Source organism: Gardnerella sp. DNF01205, assembly GCF_049244135.1.
Lineage (GTDB): Bacteria > Actinomycetota > Actinomycetes > Actinomycetales > Bifidobacteriaceae > Bifidobacterium > Bifidobacterium leopoldii.
Map to the genome: position 1 here is coordinate 440,266 of NZ_CP058378.1, position 19,454 is coordinate 459,719.

Below are 19,454 nucleotides of genomic sequence, written 5' to 3' on the forward strand. Positions count from 1 at the left end.
GTGGTTTTTGAATAAATATGGAATAAAGAAAAGGATCAGGAGATGATAAATCGCTGCTTTGCGTTCGTGCCAGGAATTAAGCATCTAGTTATTTTAAGGTCGGCGTGTCTTGCGATTTCTTATCTTGTAAACATAGCTTTTGTCTACGTTTGCGTTGGGATGTTGTCTCCAGTATTAAGACCTGTTCGTTCTACTGGAACTTCTTTAATGAGTTCTGTTGAATTTACGTCTTACATTATTGCTTTAGCTGCTATTATTTTGCTGAAATATGCAGTTTTTTACTGGTCGTGTACTGTTTGTGCAGAAATTGAGTCGCGAATAGCTATGCGTTTGCGCCCTAAAATGTTGCACGCAATGTTATCTCTACGTTCTGTAGATATTGAAGATTCTCATGACATTACTTCTTTGCGTGTAAATGAAGATATTTTTGCAATACAAAGTTTTGTTGCTTCTTTAGTTCCACAAATTATTGCAGCTATTCCTGTTCCTGTGGTTGTTTCTGCAGCACTATTTACAGTTAACCCTGCTATAGCCGGGATTTGCGCATTAGCTGCATTGTTTAATGTCGCTTCTCTTATATTCTCGTTGGCACTAAGCCCAGTATCGTGGCGTTGTGTAAGTGCGTTATTTGCCTATGTTATTGCTGGACTCGCAATTGTTGCAACTGTTTGGTTATCTTCCGTTAAAGGTGTAGGTCTTGCTGCAGCTCTGTTAACAATGCCCTTGTTAATGTTAAGCGTCCAGCCACTGAGAATTGTTGGTAAGAATATGCATGTAGTTAAGCATGCTGTTCATGGTTTGGATCATGTTGAAACATTGTTAAAAATGGTTACTGATTCTCCTGCTCCAATAGCATTTAGTGACGATGGTTCAACATTATCTTTGCCTGATGGCTCAACCAATATTGCTTTGCGTATGCGATGCAATATTTTGGAAAATAATGCGAATACTAATGAAGCTCAGCGTTTATCGATAATTGCAAAATCTGGTGAATTGCAAGTTATTCCAAGTAAATATCATCATGTTATGCGTGAGAAAATACTTTCTGGTACAGGTTTTAACAAATCTGCTGACATATTGCTTTCTTATAGCGACCGTTATGATATTCATGAAGACGACGTTTCTCCATTTGTAGTTTCTGAAGTATTTGACGCAAACGATAGTGCATCTTACTTGTCGTTGAATGATGCAAGTTCTGCAGCTTTAGCAGATATTGTTACTATAGTTAGCGAGCGAAGTCATCTATTTTCCACAACATTGCGAGAAAACTTACTTTTGGCTGCTCCAACAGCTACGACTACTGCGATGTGGGATGCATTGCGAGCTGTGCGAATAGATGGCGTTGTTTATGCCGATTACGACGGTCTAGATATGCCAATAGATAGACTTTTTAATAATCCTGAAGCATCCTATAATTCTGAAGATTTAAAGCGTCGTGTTATTCTTGCTAGAGCAATTTTAAGACACACTAAAGTGTACGTTTTTGATTATTCCCAATGTGATATTAGCAATCATGAAGCTGAAGAAATTGTTAAAATATTGCGTCGCATAGCGCGTTATGCGAATGTAATAGTGTTAATGCCAAATGATGCTGGAATTAGCGCAACTGATGAAATAGCAACTGTAGAATCGTATCGTCATGTTGCTAATGATAGTTCTAAAAATATTACGCAACTAAATCAATTAAACGAATCTCAGAACTCGCAAAACTCACGAAACTCGCAAAACGTTGAGCAAGCTCAGCAAGATCCTAATAAAAACAAGCATATTTCTTCTATTGCAAGTATTGCTTACACTTATGAAGTGAGAACAATCTCAAAGTTCAAACGTGCTATTTTTGCTTTTATATCAATGTTTAGTACTGCTCTCAATCTTGTTTCTGCAGTATGTATTCCTGTTGCTATTGTTTCAGCAATGTTTGCTGTTGCAGGACGTCCAATATTTGGTTTTGTAATGCAACAGTGTGTGCTTGTTGCTGTTGCTTGTATGGCAGTTCGTGCATTAACTCTTGTTACAACATTTGCAGGTGTAGATATGCATCACGAACGTTGGCATAAAGCTCATATCAGCATGAATGTTGGAATGATATTTGCAGTTGTGCCGCTTATGGTTGTTTTGTACTATTTCGATGCGAATTTGTCTTATGTAGCTATTGCTTCGTGCGTGTTTATTATGTTTATTGTTCCTCGATACTTACTTATACGCTCCAAGCATATTGCAAATAAAGTGCGCATTGAACAACATGAAGTTGAGAATGAAGTAAGTGATATTGAACTTGGTATCGATGAAGTACTTGCATTTAGGCAAGGTGAGCATTGCGTTAATCGAATGGTTACTTCAATGCATAAAGTTTCTCAACAAAGAATGCGTTTGGCTCGTAAAAGTGGAGGCATGTCGGCACTTGTTCTTGCTATATCGTTAATTAGCATTTCTGTAGCAGCACTAGTGGTTTCTCACACTATCCATCCAGTTCCAGCTAATATTCCAGCATGGAGCACTGTTTATGCTGTTATGGCAATGGTTTTGCTTGTAATTATGATTCAGCAAGTTGTAGATGTTGTTTTACAAAGAATACCGTCTGTTATGAGAGTTAAGAGCAGTAACTAACTTTAATTTAAAAAATATAGAATATGCATAAGTTGGGTTGGGGGACTGGACATGCGTAATCGTTGTAACAAGAGGCAGTTTCTTGCGCTGTTTTGGATGCTGTTGTTTGCTGTTTTATGTGGGATTGTTATTGGCTTGTTGCTTCCTAAAATAAACAGTAACGTTGGGAAGATTACAGGAGAATATGAAGCAAGCGGAGAAGCTGCGCAAGCATTGAAAAAATTGCGTATATCTAAGCCTTATCGTTACGGGTACGAGCGTCAAGTATTTGGATATCGTACTACTGACGATGACGGTAACGGATGTGACGTTAGGGAAGATGTTTTAGCGCGTGATTTACAAAATGTGAAATACAAGTACGCAGGATCTTGCCAAGTGCGTTTCGGCTTGTTGCATGATCCGTATACTGGCAAAGATATCAACTTCGTGCGTGGGCGAAAAACTAGTGCCTTAATTCAAATAGATCATGTTGTTGCATTACAAAATGCGTGGGAATCTGGAGCATGGAAATGGAATCGTGCAAAACGATTAAAATTTGGCAACGATATGATGAATCTACTCGCGGTTGAAGGAGCTGCTAATCAAGAAAAAGGTTCCGCGTCCGCAGCTTACTGGCTTCCTTCAAACAAAACCTTTAGGTGCGAATATGTTGCTAGGCAAATAGCTGTTAAATATAAATATGGTTTAACTGTAACTCGCGAAGAAAAGCAGAGTATGGAAAGCGTATTGCATAACTGTTCTGCACAGAAATTGCCAAAGTAAGGATTTTGCTCAGTCTAGTATCCTTAAAAGCGACTTAGTAAGCGTTTAATAAGCATTTAGTAATGATTATGGGTGTGATCGTGCATTACGTCGTGATGCTCTGCTGAATGAGGAATATGCAAAACGCGCATACGGTCAATAGCTCTACGCGCAAGATTGTGAGCAGAACCTGTGCCTTCGCCCTTGACTCCAAAAATAACGATAAGAGCCATAATTCCCGTAATAATAGCACTAATGCGCAAAGTCCATTGAACTCCAAAAATACTAGCAGCAATATCGGCAGCGTGACCTGTGCCAGAATGGTGAAGAGTTGTCAATACTGTCATTGTAACTACTAAAACAGGTGCTCCAATAGCGCCCCAAAGCTGACGCATAGTATTAGTTACAGCCGAACCGTCGCCAAGCTCTTCCTTACGCAAACAATTAAGTGACCACGTAGTTATTGGCATAAGCAAGAATCCCATGCCAATTTGGCGAGTAAACTGCCAAATGGAAATCCACCAAATCCACGTATCCATGTCAATAAGACTCATCATTACAGTGCCAAAAAACAGAATAATAGAGCCTGCCATAGCAACTGGGCGCACTCCAAAGCGATCTAGCATACGACCACCAAAATACTGCGAAATAGCCATGCCGAACGCTCCAGGAAGCAGAATTAAGCCGCTCATAGTTGCTGAAAAACCACGATCAGACTGAATATAAAGCGGAATAAGCACCATAATTGAGCTGAAAGCAAAAAATGTAAGGCAAGCGCAAATAGTACCTACCATAAAGTAGCGGTTTTTAAGCACATTAAGACCAAGAAGAGGAGTGTGACCGCGTTTTTGCGCTCGCAACTGCCTTATAACAAACCAAGCAATTCCAAAAGCACCAATAATCATAGGAGCCCAAGATAATGGGTGGGAAATTCCGCATCCTTCAATATTAGTGAATCCAAACATGAGTCCGCCGAAGCCGATAACCGAAAGACCAACCGAGAAGAAATCAGCATGCGCGTTAAGATCATGTTCTCCAAAATTATGCAAGAAAAATACTGCTAAAACGACGGATATCGCTCCGATAATAGTAAGAGAGCAGAAAATAGAACGCCATCCATTAATATCAGTTTGCAAACCGCCAATAGTAGGACCGATTGCTGGAGCAATACTCATAGCCATGCCAACGCTTCCCATTGCCACACCTCTGCGAGTAACAGGGTAGACGGAGAATACGGTAATTTGTAAAACAGGCCACATTACGCCAGTGCCAATAGCTTCAAGAGTTCGACCAACAAGTGCCATCATAAAGTCGTTACTAAGCCATGCAAGTACGGAGCCAAAAGTAAAAAGCGACATGGAAGTAATAACAATTTGGCGAGTAGAAAAGCGTCTTGTTAAAAATGCTGTAAGTGGAACCATAATTGCCATAATCAGCTGGAAAATAGAAGTAAGCCACTGACCAGTTGTGACGCTTATGCCAAATTCTTGAACTATTGTTGGCAATGCTGCAGTAAGTTGTAATTGTGCGAAATTGCCAATAAATGTAATAAACGTAAGAATAGCAAGAGAAATTAAAGCAGGACGTGTAAGACGATTGTTATTGTATGCTTCTTCGCCTGTTAGCGCATGGCTGAGATTTTGGCTTTTATTAGACAGCCATGTTGAGTGCATCAAAATAAAACATCCTTTTTATTCTTAAACGTAGTTTTTCTTAAGCATATTTTTAAGCATAGGTGGCAAAAGTCAATCGACTTAAGTCTATTCTCTTATCTATTACAACGAAAAATTGTAAGACTTAATTTGCGCAAAACAATAATATCTAGACTGATTCTAATCAGTAGCTGTGGTAGGAAAGCCAATGATTGTAAGCGCCTTGAATGGAGCCATAACGACCATTGCAATAATTCCAGAACCAGCGGAGCTGAGTTTGATAGTTAGTAGCCCAATCAGCTCCGGCAGAAGCCATTTTTCCGCCTGGCAAAGCTTGAGGTAAACCGTAAGCTCCAGAAGGATTCATTGCGTTTACGCGCCAGCCAGATTCATGAGAAATAATAAATACTGTTGCAGTAAAATCAGCTTCACTATAACCGTTAGAAATAAGCCAATCGTGAGCCCATTGTTGCATCTCGCCAGCAGGAACAGTCGTGCCGATAGAAGCAGCTAAGCCAAGTCCGGCAGAAGAACCGCCAGTTCCAACAAGAATAACCTTATCTTTTGGAGCTTTTTTAACATAAGAAGCAAAAATATTAGAGGAAACTATTTTTCCCTTAGTTCGAGTAACTATTTTTGCTGTTTCCATTACGCCGTTAACGCCTTCACTTTGCACCTTCTCAGTACCTTTTGGAAGTGCAGCAGTTTCCTTCTTAACGACGTTAAACGCGATTGGGTCGTCGGAATTTTCTAATTTTGCGCCTGCACGATTAATAGTAATAACAGTTGATTCGCTAACTTTAGTTGTAAGAGATGGAGTAACAACATCGTGTGGCTCAAGAGTGATATCTCCGGCATCAAGAACGGATTTTACGTCAGTGAAATTATTGCCCAAAATAGTACGATGATGACCATTTATAACAACGTTAACATATGAAGTTGCGCTATCATGCAACATGCGACGGCTAGCACTACGAGAAACTTGCGAAGAATCGGTTGCCGAATAAGAAGTAACCTGAACAGCGTGACCTTTAGACGAAGTGTAAAAATCTCGCGAGGCAAAACCAAGTATCACCAAAGCAATGAAGCCTAAAATAACCGCGCTAACTCTAGCCCACTGTCGTAAACTGAGTGAACCAAGCGTAACAGTATGCTTACGGTGACTGGCCATAACCCTCCTTATTTCTGCAATTACTCTATTGATACTTGCAAACGCTCGCAACGTAGAGTAATAAAACTAAAATGTATGTGCAAAACGTATATGCAAAACCTCACATATTATATCTCATGGCATAGTCTATAAATCAGGATTCAGAATCAGCAGATTCGTAAGATTTAGCTTGTTCAACCAAATCTTCTAAATCAGAAGCTAGTAATGCTCCAGCTTGTCTATAAATAACTTCGCCGCGCTTAATAACCATTACTGTTGGGACAGCTTGGATTTGAGCAACTGTAGCAATCTCGTTGCTTTCGTCAATATCAACTTTTACGAAAGGAATTTCGGGATATTTTTCACTGACCTTCTCAAAAATAGGACCAAAAGACCTGCATGGACCGCACCACGTTGCCCAAAAATCGACAACAACTATTTCATTTGTCGAAGCAATCTTCTCAAAATTTTCTGTAGTAGCATGTATTGCTGCCATATTACTCCCTCAATATTTTGCGTATTTGCTTTATTGTACGTGCCGCCTTGCATAAATGTTGTCGATAGTGCGCTTATCTGTCGTCTTGCGGCACTAGGCTAGGAGTCATGCTTGATATCCAATTTATTCGTGAACATGCCGACGTAGTTAAGGAATCGCAGCGCAAGCGCGGTGAATCCGTTGAGCTCGTCGATGAAGTATTGCACAACGATGACTTGCGTCGTACTGCTCTTAAGGCTTTTGAAGAGGCTCGCGCTGAGCAAAAAGCTATTGGTAAGAAGGTTGCAACAGCTAGCGCGGAGGAAAAGGTTGCGCTTATTGCTGAAACTAAAGAATTAGCGTCGAAGGTTGCAGAATACAAAGCTGAATCCGAAAAAGCTACTGCCGACTACACTACAGCAATGTGGAAGCTTTCTAACATCGTTGAAGATGAAGCTCCAGAAGGCGGAGAAGACGATTATGTTGTAGTTAAGAAGGTTGGCACACCTCGCGATTTTGCAGCAGAAGGTTTCGAGCCAAAGGATCATTTGACTCTTGGAACTGGAGTTGCTGGAATTGATATGCGTCGCGGCGTGAAGGTTGCAGGATCTCGCTTCTACTTCTTGCGCGGTGCTGTGGCTCGCTTGCAAATCGCAATGCTTACTATGGCTGTCGATCAAGCCGAAGAGCACGGTTTTACGCTTGCGATTACGCCAACGCTTGTGCGCCCGGAAGTAATGCGCGGAACTGGCTTCTTGAATTCTCATGCGGACGAGATTTACCGTTTGCGCGAGCCAGATGATCAGTATTTGGTCGGTACTTCCGAGGTTGCTTTGGCTGGCATGCACGAGGATGAGATTCTTGACTTAAGCAATGGTGCTTTGCGTTATTGCGGTTGGTCGAGCTGCTACCGTCGTGAGGCTGGTGCTGCTGGAAAGGATACTTCTGGTATTATTCGCGTGCATCAGTTTGATAAAGTTGAGATGTTCGTTTATTGCAAGCAGGAAGATTCTCGCGCTGAGCATCAGAAGTTGCTAGGCATGGAGCAAGAAATGCTTGCTAAGGTAGAAGTGCCTTACCGCATTATTGATACTGCTGCAGGTGACCTTGGTTCTTCTGCCGCTCGTAAGTTTGATTGCGAAGCTTGGGTTCCAACGCAAGGACGTTACCGTGAGCTTACTTCTACTTCTAACTGCACTGAGTATCAGGCTCGCCGCTTGAATGTGCGTGAACGTATGGAAGATGGTGGAACTCGTCCAGTTAGTACGCTTAACGGCACTTTGGCTACTACTCGCTGGCTTGTGGCTATTTTGGAAAATCATCAGCATGAGGATGGTTCGATTGATATTCCGAAGGCTATGCAGGCTTATATGGGTGGCAAGGAAGTCATTGAGCCAACTAAGTGGGAAGCGTGAGTTTGCTCGTGCACAAACACGGCGTTTGTTTCAAAAAATCGTTTAATTAACTATAAAGCCCGGGAAATTACCTGGGCTTTGTTTTTTAGTTGATAAGTTTTTTGAATCTGGGTGTTGTGTGTTGCGTTCTATACGTGATGATATGCTTACCACTTGTGCGTTAAAAGCGGCAATTTGATTGCTTTCGCGCGCAAATGGATGGGTGTCCGAGCGGTCTAAGGAGACGGTCTTGAAAACCGTTGTAGGGAAACCTACCGCGAGTTCGAATCTCGCCTCATCCGCGAATTAACTAAGCCTAAAGCATGTGAAATTGCTTTAGGCTTTTTTAATTCGCCGAGCTTGCTCAGGGTTGGAAGCACAGTGTGCTTCCAACGCAAGTGAGGTCTTTCTGCGTCAATAAAGACGCAGAAAGTGTGGGCTAGTGTGTTTAACGTAGTGTGTCAGGTTTGTGTTGCTGCATTTCGCGCTTGAAGCTTTTTTAATTCGCCGAGCTCGGGAAATTAGCAAATTGCGGCAGAAACTTTACAGCGGTGTAAAGAAACGGTCGGTTGTGCGCGGAATAACGGCAGAAACTTTACAGCAGCGCACAGTTTATGCCGCCTACGCACCAAAAAACGGCAGAAACTTTACGTGGGTGTAAAGGAACGGTCGGTTGCGCGCGAGAATCCGATTGAAACGTGCGCTCGCTCGATTTTAGCGCGTGGAATAATGACGCTCTTGAGAAGTGATTGCGTCAAGGAAGAAGTTCGCACCTTCGCGGCAAGACGTGCTGCTTTCGAAATCTTCCGGAGCGTAAGGCGCAACGCTTTCAAACATCTCCTCGTAATCAGCAACGCTTAAACGCACGCGCGAATCAAGCATATCCGCATGCTCGCGCGCAAACAGCGCATTTCTAAATCCTGGCGCAATCGTGCCGCTGAAAAATTCACCAACAGCGCCGGAGCCGTAAGAAAATAGCCCAATCTTATCGCCGCTTTTAAGTGCAGTAAGATTACTATTTTCGCAAGTAAATTCGTCTAACTCAAGTAAAGACAGCAATCCCAAATACAGGGAACCCGTATAGATGTTGCCTACGCGATGGCTGTACTTCGTGCTGGTTCCATAGCGCGAAAGTAAGCGATTGCGCGACGACTCGCTTAGGTTGCTATTATCGCAAGAATCCATCGCAGCCTTAAGCGCCTTCAAACCCATTTTCGTATACGGCAAGTGGAAGCATAACCCTGCAAAATCATTGAAATTACAACTGTTTTGCGCACAATATTTTTGCCACACGTCGCAGAAAAATTGTATGTATTGCTCAGTCGAAAACTTTCCGCGAGCAAGCGCAGTGTCTTGGTAAACAGGTCGCCAAAAGTCCTGAATATCAGCGGATTTCACAACGCTATCGTCGTTAATTTTAAGCACGTGCGGGTTCGCGCTCACAAGCATTGCTACAGCCCCTGCTCCCTGCGTTACTTCGCCAGGTGTAGCAAGACCGTAGCGCGCAATATCGGCTGCAATAACAAGCACTTGCGGATTTTTTTCGGCGTGCGCGCGCACGTAGTCACATGCCATCATCAAAGCCGCGGTGCCGCCGTAGCAAGCTTCTTTTACTTCAATAGAGCGCACCCACGGCGTGAGTTTTAGCAGATTTTGAACGTACAGAGCACTCGATTTACTTGCGTCGACGCCGCTTTCTGTGCCGACGATTAGCATTTTGAGGCGATTGCTATCGATGTGGGGTAGCAGTGGGAGGGCAGCTTGCGCGGCGAGAGTGACGATGTCTTGGTGATTTGGTGGCACAGATTGTTCGCTTTGACCGATTCCGATTGTGAATTTGTTAGGGTCGATTCCACGGTGTTCCGCCAGTTCTTCGAGGTTTAGGTAATAGTGCGGCGTTGCGAAGGAGATGCGGTCGATGCCGACGGCAAGGGGAGTGGTTGCGGAGGTTGTGGTTGCTGATGTTTCGGTATTTTGTGTGTTCATTTGTCCTAAAATTCCTAAATTTTTCTTAATTTTTCTTAATTTTTACTTGATTCTCGTAACTTTTGAAGTAATTGCATAACTTTTTCTGTAGTTCTTTCTGCAGGGCTAAGTTGCAAAATATCATGCGCGATTTCCGCGATTTCCGCACCTTTGGCACCTGCTGCAATTGCTAGGTTTGACGACTGTAATGCCATATGACCTGCTTGAATTCCAGGGCCTGCTAGTGCGCGAAGAGCCGCAAGATTTTGTACCAAACCGAGCGCGGCAAGCGTGTTTCTAAAGTCGTTTGCGTTTTTGTAATTGCCGATTTTGATCGCGAGTTTTGCCATTGGAAGCGATGAGATTGAGCCGCCAACAATGCCGATCTGTAGCGGAATTTCAATACTGCCATGGAGTATGGTTTTTCCGTTTAAAGTTTCGGTGTTCCACTTTGACAGTGGTAGGTAGCGACCGGAGCGCGCCGCCCACGCGTGTGCTGCCGATTCTAGCGCTCGCGTATCATTTCCTGACGCGAGCGCGGCTCCTGCGATTCCGTTTAGGATTCCTTTGTTGTGCGTGGCGGCGCGCGCAGGGTCGCTGGCGGCAAGCGCGCTCAATGCCGCGATTCGGCGCGCAAGGCGTTTTCCTTCGCTCTCTCGCTCAGAGTCTTCCAGCCGCCTGGATGCCAGTGCTTCAACCGGTATATGCACTTCTGCTGTGGTGGCAACGCGGCTGGTGTTTGTGAGTATTGCCACTAGCGCCTGCACGCCGAGCCAGCTCTCCAGCTGGGCTTTGACGGCTTCGCCCATAGTGTTTACTGTGTTGGCGCCCATTGCGTCGCATGTGTCTACGTCAATCTCGAGCTTTGCGAAGCCGTGCAAAGCTGAAGCGCGGCATTTTCGCGCGCCGCCACCCCTTTTACTCATTGATGGGTGTGACTCGTTTGCAATGCGCAACAGTTCTGCAACCTTTTCTTTATCTTCAACGATTCTGCTCAAGCGCGCCGCCACGCTCCCGTCTGCGTCCTCAAAAGCTATTTGCGCTGTAGTCACGTATTGTGGGGAGCGCGCAATAATTCCGTATCCAACGTCAGTCGCCGCGTCAAATCCAACGTCAGTCGCCGCGTCAAATCCAGCGCCAGTCTCCGCCGCAATCCGCGCCCCATTGCACGCAGCTGCAATCACGGACGGCTCTTCGGTTGCAACCAGCACGTCCCGCACTTCGCCGTTCACAATCAGCCCACGCACAACGCCAACCGGCAGCGTATACTTTCCAATTTGATGCTCAATCATATGATTTGCAACGTCTGCAGGAATTGTAGTATCAGAACTTTCCGCAAACTGTTTAAGCAAAAATGTTGCATCAGCATCGTTAATTGCGCCCTCATTTTGCAAGGTTTTTATGCGATTTTCCACGCTTAATTCGCGAAAAGCAGTCATCGAAATCACCTCATGATTTGTAGACTACGAATGCTTCTGATCGCTTCGCATTCTGACTTAGTTGTTTTGCAGTCTGACTTTATTGTTTTACATTTTGGCTTGATTGTTTCGCATTCTAATTTGCATAGAAACGCCGATTCCGCCGCCGACGCACAGCGCAGCAACTCCATTTAACTTATTGCTATCTCGCAAAGCGTATATAAGCGTCGTCAAAATCCTAGCTCCGCTAGCGCCCAGCGGATGACCGAGTGCAATTGCTCCACCGCGTACGTTTAGTTTTGACTCGTCAATATGAAGTTGCTCCGAAACGGCAATGCTTTGCGCTGCAAACGCTTCGTTTATTTCGAATAAGTCAATGTTGTCAACGCTGCTACCGGTCGCATTTAGCATGCGTTCCATCACATGTTTTGGAGCATATCCCATTAAATCTGGGTCGATTCCGCCTTCTGCGAATCCCACAATTTGCGCAAGATATTCAATTCCGTGCGCTTGCGCGTAATCTTTGCTCATAAGCACTAGAGCTGCAGCTCCGTCGTTAATTCCGCTTGCGTTTCCGGCAGTTACAGTCGATTCGTGCTTGCAAACTTCGTTCTCGCTAATTTCGTTCTTGCCAACTTCGCAAGTCGCGCCCGAAGTTTCTTCCGATGCTTTAAAAAGCGTGCGCAATTTCGACAACTGCTCTAAAGACGTATCTTCGCGAGGATGCTCGTCTTGAGTTATAACAGTTCCGTTTGCAAGCGTTACTGGCACAATTTCAGAAGCAAAATCGCCTCGTTTAATAGCGGCAACAGCTTTTTGGTGAGATTTAAGTGCAAAAATATCTTGTGCTTCGCGAGTGATACCAAATTTTGCTGCAACATTTTCTGCAGTAACGCCCATTGCGTCGCCAGTAAAAGCGTCGTTTAAGCCGTCTCGTTGCAAACCGTCAATAAGCGCAAAATTCCCGTATTTGTGTCCGCTAAATCGCGAATTAGTTGCGTAAAACGGTACGTTGCTCATGCTCTCAGTGCCGCCTGCAACAACAACTTGCGCATCTCCCATAACGATTGCGGATTGTGCTAAACGCACTGCTTTTAAACCGGATCCGCATACTTCGTTAATTGTCATTGCGCAGCTAGAAGTATCTAAGCCTGCTTTTAACGCAATTTGGCGAGCAACGTTTTGTCCGCTGCCTGCTTGTAATACGTTTCCAAAAATAGCTTGATCCACGTCGTGTGAGCTAATTCCAGCGCGTTCTATTGCTGCTTTTGCTGCGATTGTTCCTAAATCAACTGAGGAAAGCGAAGATAAGCTGCCGCCGAATTTGCCAATAGGCGTACGTACAGCGCTTGCAATCACCACATCAGTCATATGTTTAGCCACCTAATCAATTGTTTGTTGCAATACGTGTTGAAGTATACCAACCGGACTACTTTATCGTATTTTTCGACAAAATTACCATTTGCGAAAAATTTTTCTCGTTTCCTTCACAATTAAACGTGCTTCAGTGAGTTCGCTCACCCGAATCCGGCATAAACTTTACAGCGGTGTGAAGTTTCGGTCGGCTACGCGCCTGAAAGCGGCATAAATTTTACAGCGTTGTAAAGTAACGGTCGTTTGCTCGCCAAATAGCGGCAGAAACTTTACAGTCGTGTAAAGTAATGGTCGGCTACGCGCCTGAATCTGGCATAAACTTTGCGCTCGTGTAAATTAAGGGTCGTATTTTCCCAAACCTCCTGAAGCTTTGCGCCAGTGCTTCTGCGAAAAGTGGTTTTGTAGCTTTGCGCCTGTGCTCTGCAGACGTTGCGTCTGTAGCTTTGCAGTAATGCTTTGCTAACGTCGATTACTTATTGCTTAGTGAACTTTAGCAATAATGTTCTGCAGACACTGATTACCTGTTGTTCAAGAACAACTAACGTCATTGCTGCTGCACACATCACGCCAGACACTCCTACCACACCACAAAACACTAGCGGTTTTACTAGTAGTGGGAGATAGGAATTGCTTGGTCGGAACAAATATTCGTGCGGTAGAGATTTGAGATTTTTCGCACTGAGCGCGGCGAACGTCAGAGCCGCAGGCTGCTGATTCGCCAAGCGAAGAAGAAAAATCGAAAAATCTCTGCGATGAGCACGGTTATTAAAGATTAAACACGCAGAGTTTGGGGGATTTCTCTATGAGCACTAAAAGAGGACTGAGGAAGCAACATTTTTTAAGAACAAAGCAGACAGTAAAGTCTTTAACAGTTAAAGCGACGAAGGACTGGGCGCGACGACCTGCCTGAGCGCTTAAAGCGTAGCGCGCGAAGGCAACTCGGAGCGTGAGCTTGCTCAAGTTGAAAGCACAGTGTGCTTTCAACTTGAGCTCGGCAGCGAGTACACGCAAAGTGTACGAGCGCTATAAACGCAAACACAAATTTTCCAGCCTCGTCAAAACAAAAGAACAAGAACACCAGTCAAAACTCATAGACGATACGCAAGAATATTGCAAATAAGCTAGCGCACTTGCTACTTACGGAACGAAATCGACCCATCAACAGGATCCATCGCGTCAACAATCGCCAGCGAATCCAAGTCATATCCGGCTTCACGAAGCGCATCTCCGCCACCTTGGAAGCCCTTTTCGATAGCGATTCCAATGCCTGCAACGCTAGCTCCAGCATGATTGCAAATGTCGATTAATCCTTGTAGAGCTTTGCCGTTCGCCAAAAAATCATCCAAAATAAGCACGCGATCTTCCGCACTTAAATACTTACGTGACACAATCACCGGAAACTCGCGCTGCTTTGTAAAAGAAAATACCGTAGATACGTATTGGTCGCCATCGAGATTAATTGACTGAGCTTTCTTTGCAAAAACCACAGGAACTCCACCAAAATGGCGTGCTGCAACACATGCGATTCCAATACCAGAAGCCTCAATCGTAAGAATCTTAGTAATATTTGCGTCGCGGAAATGCTCAGCCCAAGCGGCTCCCATATGATCAAATAAATTCACATCGCACTGGTGGTTCAAAAAAGCGTCTACTTTTAATACATTGCCTGGTTTTACGATACCATCTTGGAGAATGCGTTCTTCCAATTCTTGCACGATGCGCCCCTTCTTACGAACAATTACTTGCAGTACGCTCAAGCATACCCACGTTCGTGACACAATACGAGTAAAAACGACTGCAGCATGTGGTAAACCTGATTAGATACGTGCGCAATTAAAACGTGGGGGCGTTTTATTGCTGAAGCTAAAACGTAGGTAATTGGCAGCATCAATGGAGTACAAGTATGAGCGTAAGTATGGGCGCAAGTATGAATGCAAATATGAGTGCAAAAGATAGCGATTATGGATATGTAAGTGATTTGTTGGGGAATCCAGTTGATTCGTTCGATTCTGACGATCATTTTTACGAGAATGTTGCGGATGCGAATGATTATGCCAACTACAGTTACGACGAGTATGCTGACGCTTACGCTAAAGAGCCTGATTTTACGCAGCAAGAATATGCGTCTGATCAAGAATCAGTGCCTCCTCAAGAAGAAGTGTCTCCTCAAGAATCTCAAGAATCTCAAGAATATTCCCAAAATTCTGCACATTCTAGAGTTGCAGTTGACGCGCAAAAACTACTCGACGGCTTAAATCCGCAACAATCTCAAGCAGTCCAATACGACGGACCGGCACTGCTTATTGGAGCAGGAGCTGGAAGCGGCAAAACGCGAGTTCTTACGCGAAGAATAGCTTGGATATTAAGCCAAAAAGGTGCCTGGCCAAGCCAAATCCTTGCTATCACGTTTACAAACAAAGCTGCTGCCGAAATGCGTGAACGTTTAAGCAATCTTATTGGCAGCGAAGCAAATACTATGTGGGTTTCGACGTTCCATTCTGCATGTGTGAAAATACTTCGCAGATCAGGACAGTATATTGGCTTAAAATCAGGCTTTTCTATTTACGATACTTCCGATTGCGAGCGATTAGTAAAAATTATTGCAACAGAGCTTAACGTTGATATTAAGCGTTTTACGCCACGCAGCATTTTGGGCAAGATTTCGGATTGCAAAAATAGTTTAATCACTTGGCGTGAGCAACTAGACATGTATGCTAACGATTACAAGCCGGGTGTTGCAGGTCAACAAATTGCGCACGCTGGCAATTCTGAAGCTGTTTACGCAACTATTTATGCGGAATATCAGCATCGTTTATCTCAAGCAAATGCGGTTGATTTTGACGATTTAATTATGCGAACTGTGCAACTCATGCGCGAAGTACCAGAAGCTGCGCAATATTACCGCCATAAGTTCCGCTATATTCTCGTAGACGAGTACCAGGATACGAATCACGCTCAATACGAGCTTATTCGCGAGCTTGCAGGAGTGGATGTAAAACAAAATAGTGCGTATGTAAAGCAAAATAACGCAAATGCATCTCAGCAAAATAGCACTCCTGCATCAATCACAGTTGTAGGTGACTCCGACCAGTCGATTTACGCTTTTCGCGGAGCAGATATTCGCAATATTCAAGACTTTGAAAAAGATTTTCCAAACGCTACAACTATTATGCTTGAGCAAAATTATCGCTCTACGCAAACTATTTTGGATGCTGCAAACGCAGTTATTTCGCATAATCAAGGACGAAAGCCTAAAAAATTGTGGACTGCATTAGGTAAGGGCGCTCCAATTACCGGTTATGCAGCAGACAGCGCTCAACAGGAAGCAGCTTGGGTTGCGCAAGAAATAGCGCGATTAGCAGGTGAGGAGGGTGTTGCTTATTCGGATATGGCGATTATGTATCGCGCTAATGCACAGTCTCGTTCGCTGGAAGATGCGTTCGTTAAAGCAGGTCTTCCGTATCAACTTGTTGGCGGCACGAAGTTTTACGAGCGTCGCGAAGTAAAAGATGCGCTCGCATACTTGCAATCTATGGCAAACCCGGATGACGATGTGAATATGCGCCGAATTTTGAATGTGCCTAAGCGTGGGCTTGGAGCGCGTGCGGAGGCTTTGCTAACGCTTTACGCTCAAACACAAGGAGTTAGCTTCTGGCAAGCTTTGGAGCATTTGGAGTCAATCGAAGGCATGCCAACTCGCACTGCAACCAAGCTTAAAGAGTTCCGTGAGCTTATGCACAATTTAATTACTTGTATGCAAAACGATGACTCGAAACCTTCTAAAGTTATTGACAGCATACTGAACGACAGTGGTTTGCTGGAGGATTTGCAACGTTCTGAAGATCCTCAAGATGCCGCTCGCGTGGATAATTTGTCGCAATTGCAGTCGGTTGCAGCTGAGTATGAGCAGAATACACCGGATGCTAGTGTTGCTGGATTCCTTGAAACGACGGCGCTTGTGGCTGATTCGGATCAATTGCCGGATGAAAATGAGGACACTGGTAAAGTTACGTTGATGACGCTTCACACAGCTAAGGGCTTGGAGTATCCGGTTGTGTTCCTAACTGGCATGGAGCAGGGAACTTTTCCGCATTCTCGCGCTTTGGAAGACGATGGCGAGCTTTGCGAGGAGCGTCGTCTTGCTTATGTTGGTATTACTCGAGCTAAGCAGCGTTTGTATGTTACTCGTGCTGCTGTTCGTGCGCAATGGGGGCAGGCTCAAGATATGCTTCCAAGCCAGTTTTTGGATGAGATTCCAGATAATTTGATTGATTGGAAGCGCAGAGAGTCTGATGTTGAGCGTTGGGGCGCTTCGTCTAGACGCGGCGATGATTTCGATAGCGATTTTGATAGTGATTTCGGTGGCGATTTCGGTGGCTGGGATGACGATTATAGCGATGCGTTTAGTGAAAAAACAACTTATGGTGGAAGCAGTTACGGTTCTGAAAAGTCGCATGGCTCTAAGTCTTACGGAAGAAATAAATCGTATGGCTCTAAGTCTTACGGCTCTTCTTACGGAAAGTCTTATAGCAAGTCTTACGGATCTTCTTATGGCTCGTCTTACGGCTCGTCTTATTCTAAATCGAATTGGTCTAAGTCAAGTGCAGTAAAAACGCGCAAAGTTACTGCAAAAACTGCGACTTCAACAAGCGCAACAAAAGTTGGTTCAACTTCTGCAGTTATGAATAAAGACAATCATCTAAATATTCAAGACTTCCAAGTTGGCGACAAAATTACTCACGATACTTACGGCTTAGGAACCGTGTTAGCAACGCAAGATAAGGGCAGAAACTCAATTATTACAGTCGATTTCGGCTCCGATGGAGTAAAGCGACTAATGCTTAGAGTTGCACCAATCGAAAAATTGTAAAATCTTTTATTTATGCACTTTAATGTAAGATAAATTTTTAACAAGGACGTGGCGTTTGCTGGTGTGAGCGCTGAGAAGCGTGTTGCATTAACGAAAATGTGACACTAAAAAATAAAAACATACATTTCATGAGGTATAAATTATGAAAAACAAATTATTCGCATCAATTCCTGCAATTATTTTCGGCCTGCTTATTGCCGTTGCACCATTGACGTTTGCAAAGCCATGCTCAACCGGAGGCATGCACAAAATGCATATGATGATGCAACCTATGGCATGCTACTACACAGGTCGTGCAGCCGTTGGAATTGGTTTAGTTATTGCAGTACTTGGAATTATTGCGCTATTTGTTAAAGAAAATGTTCGCATTGGTTTAAATATTGCTGTAGTTGTGAACGCTTTGCTTATGCTCGCTGTTACAACATTCCTTATTGGCGTGTGCAAGAGCCCAATGATGCACTGTGCATCGGTTATGCGTCCAACACTGATTGTTCTGTCTGTGCTCGCATTAGTGTTCGCAGCTGTTTCCGTGTATTTGGATAATAAAGAAAATTAATAGTTCAAATAGTTCGAAAAGCTTAACAAAGCAAAATTATGCGCACTATTACGCTAAAGCGATTGCCGCTGGAAAATCTTAAACGCAAGCCATTGCGCACGGCTGCACTTATTGTTGTATCTGCGTGCTTGTCTGCAATATTTTTCGGCGGCTCGCTGATTTCTATGAATCTTGAACGCGGCTTGAACAGTATGCGAGAACGCATGGGAGCCGATATTATGGTTATCCCTCAAGGTACGCATACTAAAGCAGAAGCGCTGCTTACAAACAGTGGTTCAAGCACTTTTTATTTCACTAACGATATTGAGAATTTAGTAAGACGCTCTCCGGGTGTGCAAAAGGCGAGTGCACAAACGTATATTTCTTCGCTTTCTGCAGGATGTTGCGCTGAAAAATTACAAATTATTGGTTTTGATTCCGATTCTGATTTTGTTATAGGTCCTTGGATTTATTCTCAACATAAGCAGAAGTTACAAAAAGGCGAGATGATTGCTGGCGCAAATGTAATCGTGTCTTATATGAATACTGTTCGTCTTTTTGGACACCAATGGCCTGTAGCTGCGCAGCTTGCAAAAACCGGCACAAGCATTGATAATTCAGTGTTTGTGCGACGCGAAAGTGTGCCGCAAGTAGTTGAGTATTCAACGAAAGTAGGGCATACCGCTATTCCAAAGGAATATGCTAAAAAAGCAGTTTCTGCAGTTCTTGTAAAAGTACAAAAAGGTTACAGCGCGAAAGAAGTTGCAAAAAATATCCGTAAAACAACTGGTCTTTCAAGCATTGGCATAGTTTTTCCGGGCGGAATTACAGCAACTACGCAAGCTAATCTTGGTGTTTTTACTCGCACGTTGACTTTTATAATTGCTGCGTGCTGGCTAGTTGGATTGCTAGTTTTAGTTGCAGTGTTTTCAACATCTGTAAACGAGCGTAAAAAAGAGTTTGCTTCTCTTCGCATACTTGGCACAACAAGAAATATGCTTTTAGGTGTTGTAGTTAGAGAATCTACGATACTTGGCTTAGTTGGCGGAGTATTGGGTGTTGCGTCTGCAAGTCTTATATTGTTCCCTTACAGTTCTCTTATTTCTGAACAATTGCAGCTTCCGTATTTGGAAGTGACTGCTCTACCAGTAGCAGTGCTTATGTTAGTGTCTGTGCTATTTGCGCTTGTTGCAGTTGTTGTAGCTTCAGCGCTTACTACATTGCGTATTGCTATGCGCGAAACGTATTTGACACTTAGGTCAGGTGAGTAAGT

Annotated in this window: 13 protein-coding genes and 1 tRNA gene; 7 read left to right on the plus strand and 7 right to left on the minus strand. The window is 43.9% G+C overall.

The features are described 5' to 3' along the window. Positions 1 to 42 precede the first annotated feature (42 nt). On the plus strand, positions 43 to 2,607 hold the full coding sequence (locus HXT47_RS01950) for an ABC transporter (RefSeq protein ID WP_410294709.1): 2,565 nt from the start codon (positions 43 to 45) through the stop codon (positions 2,605 to 2,607). Between the two features lie 51 nt (positions 2,608 to 2,658). Continuing rightward, positions 2,659 to 3,369, plus strand: a complete 711-nt coding sequence (locus HXT47_RS01955; RefSeq protein WP_004574033.1) for an HNH endonuclease family protein — start codon at positions 2,659 to 2,661, stop codon at positions 3,367 to 3,369. Between the two features lie 56 nt (positions 3,370 to 3,425). Here HXT47_RS01955 and HXT47_RS01960 read toward each other — a convergent pair whose 3' ends face one another. The 3 genes from HXT47_RS01960 to trxA form a co-directional block, all read right to left on the minus strand. Beyond that, a complete protein-coding gene (locus HXT47_RS01960; protein ID WP_410297130.1) occupies positions 3,426 to 5,021 on the minus strand; it encodes an MDR family MFS transporter in 1,596 nt (531 codons plus the stop codon). Between the two features lie 163 nt (positions 5,022 to 5,184). Then, the gene (locus HXT47_RS01965) at positions 5,185 to 6,171 is read right to left on the minus strand and encodes a G5 domain-containing protein (protein ID WP_410295666.1); all 987 of its coding nucleotides are present in this window, start codon (positions 6,169 to 6,171) and stop codon (positions 5,185 to 5,187) included. 133 nt (positions 6,172 to 6,304) lie between these two features. Next, on the minus strand, positions 6,305 to 6,646 hold the full coding sequence (gene trxA, locus HXT47_RS01970; RefSeq protein ID WP_421789183.1) for a thioredoxin: 342 nt from the start codon (positions 6,644 to 6,646) through the stop codon (positions 6,305 to 6,307). A gap of 107 nt (positions 6,647 to 6,753) precedes the next feature. Between trxA and serS the strand changes: the two genes are divergently transcribed. Both serS and HXT47_RS01980 read left to right on the plus strand, forming a co-directional pair. Beyond that, positions 6,754 to 8,040, plus strand: coding sequence for a serine--tRNA ligase (serS, locus tag HXT47_RS01975; protein WP_004574030.1), 1,287 nt, complete (start codon positions 6,754 to 6,756; stop codon positions 8,038 to 8,040). A 196-nt stretch (positions 8,041 to 8,236) separates the two neighbouring features. Beyond that, a tRNA-Ser gene (locus HXT47_RS01980) sits at positions 8,237 to 8,321 on the plus strand. Positions 8,322 to 8,733: 412 nt separating this feature from the next. Here HXT47_RS01980 and HXT47_RS01985 read toward each other — a convergent pair. The 4 genes from HXT47_RS01985 to HXT47_RS02000 form a co-directional block, all read right to left on the minus strand. Then, entirely contained in the window at positions 8,734 to 10,005 is a 1,272-nt protein-coding gene (locus HXT47_RS01985) for a hydroxymethylglutaryl-CoA synthase (protein WP_032835287.1), read from the minus strand. A gap of 35 nt (positions 10,006 to 10,040) precedes the next feature. Next, positions 10,041 to 11,423, minus strand: a complete 1,383-nt coding sequence (locus tag HXT47_RS01990; RefSeq protein ID WP_421789185.1) for a hydroxymethylglutaryl-CoA reductase, degradative — start codon at positions 11,421 to 11,423, stop codon at positions 10,041 to 10,043. An 87-nt stretch (positions 11,424 to 11,510) separates the two neighbouring features. After that, entirely contained in the window at positions 11,511 to 12,773 is a 1,263-nt protein-coding gene (locus HXT47_RS01995; protein WP_421789187.1) for an acetyl-CoA C-acyltransferase, read from the minus strand. Positions 12,774 to 13,909: 1,136 nt separating this feature from the next. Further along, positions 13,910 to 14,491 (minus strand): xanthine phosphoribosyltransferase, encoded by a 582-nt coding sequence (locus HXT47_RS02000; RefSeq protein WP_004110321.1) that lies wholly within the window; start codon positions 14,489 to 14,491, stop codon positions 13,910 to 13,912. A 188-nt stretch (positions 14,492 to 14,679) separates the two neighbouring features. Between HXT47_RS02000 and HXT47_RS02005 the strand changes: the two genes are divergently transcribed. From HXT47_RS02005 to HXT47_RS02015, 3 genes are all read left to right on the plus strand, one after another. Next, positions 14,680 to 17,646: an ATP-dependent helicase gene (locus tag HXT47_RS02005; RefSeq protein ID WP_421789189.1), complete on the plus strand. Its 2,967-nt coding sequence runs from the start codon at positions 14,680 to 14,682 to the stop codon at positions 17,644 to 17,646. A gap of 142 nt (positions 17,647 to 17,788) precedes the next feature. Continuing rightward, complete coding sequence (locus HXT47_RS02010; protein WP_004105286.1) at positions 17,789 to 18,202, plus strand: DUF4418 family protein; 414 nt, start codon at positions 17,789 to 17,791, stop codon at positions 18,200 to 18,202. Positions 18,203 to 18,240: 38 nt separating this feature from the next. Continuing rightward, a complete protein-coding gene (locus tag HXT47_RS02015; RefSeq protein ID WP_421789191.1) occupies positions 18,241 to 19,452 on the plus strand; it encodes an FtsX-like permease family protein in 1,212 nt (403 codons plus the stop codon). Positions 19,453 to 19,454 lie beyond the last annotated feature (2 nt).

Bases quoted from the DNA above. Each gene is read 5' to 3' on its own strand.
- HXT47_RS01995 (WP_421789187.1), bottom strand. From the start codon at position 12,773: ATGACTGATGTGGTGATTGCAAGCGCTGTACGTACGCCTATTGGCAAA.
- HXT47_RS02015 (WP_421789191.1), top strand. From the start codon at position 18,241: ATGCGCACTATTACGCTAAAGCGATTGCCGCTGGAAAATCTTAAACGC.
- HXT47_RS01990 (WP_421789185.1), bottom strand. From the start codon at position 11,423: ATGACTGCTTTTCGCGAATTAAGCGTGGAAAATCGCATAAAAACCTTG.
- HXT47_RS01965 (WP_410295666.1), bottom strand. From the start codon at position 6,171: ATGGCCAGTCACCGTAAGCATACTGTTACGCTTGGTTCACTCAGTTTA.
- trxA (WP_421789183.1), bottom strand. From the start codon at position 6,646: ATGGCAGCAATACATGCTACTACAGAAAATTTTGAGAAGATTGCTTCG.
- serS (WP_004574030.1), top strand. From the start codon at position 6,754: ATGCTTGATATCCAATTTATTCGTGAACATGCCGACGTAGTTAAGGAA.
- HXT47_RS01985 (WP_032835287.1), bottom strand. From the start codon at position 10,005: ATGAACACACAAAATACCGAAACATCAGCAACCACAACCTCCGCAACC.
- HXT47_RS01960 (WP_410297130.1), bottom strand. From the start codon at position 5,021: ATGCACTCAACATGGCTGTCTAATAAAAGCCAAAATCTCAGCCATGCG.
- HXT47_RS02010 (WP_004105286.1), top strand. From the start codon at position 17,789: ATGAAAAACAAATTATTCGCATCAATTCCTGCAATTATTTTCGGCCTG.
- HXT47_RS01955 (WP_004574033.1), top strand. From the start codon at position 2,659: ATGCGTAATCGTTGTAACAAGAGGCAGTTTCTTGCGCTGTTTTGGATG.
- HXT47_RS01950 (WP_410294709.1), top strand. From the start codon at position 43: ATGATAAATCGCTGCTTTGCGTTCGTGCCAGGAATTAAGCATCTAGTT.
- HXT47_RS02005 (WP_421789189.1), top strand. From the start codon at position 14,680: ATGAGCGTAAGTATGGGCGCAAGTATGAATGCAAATATGAGTGCAAAA.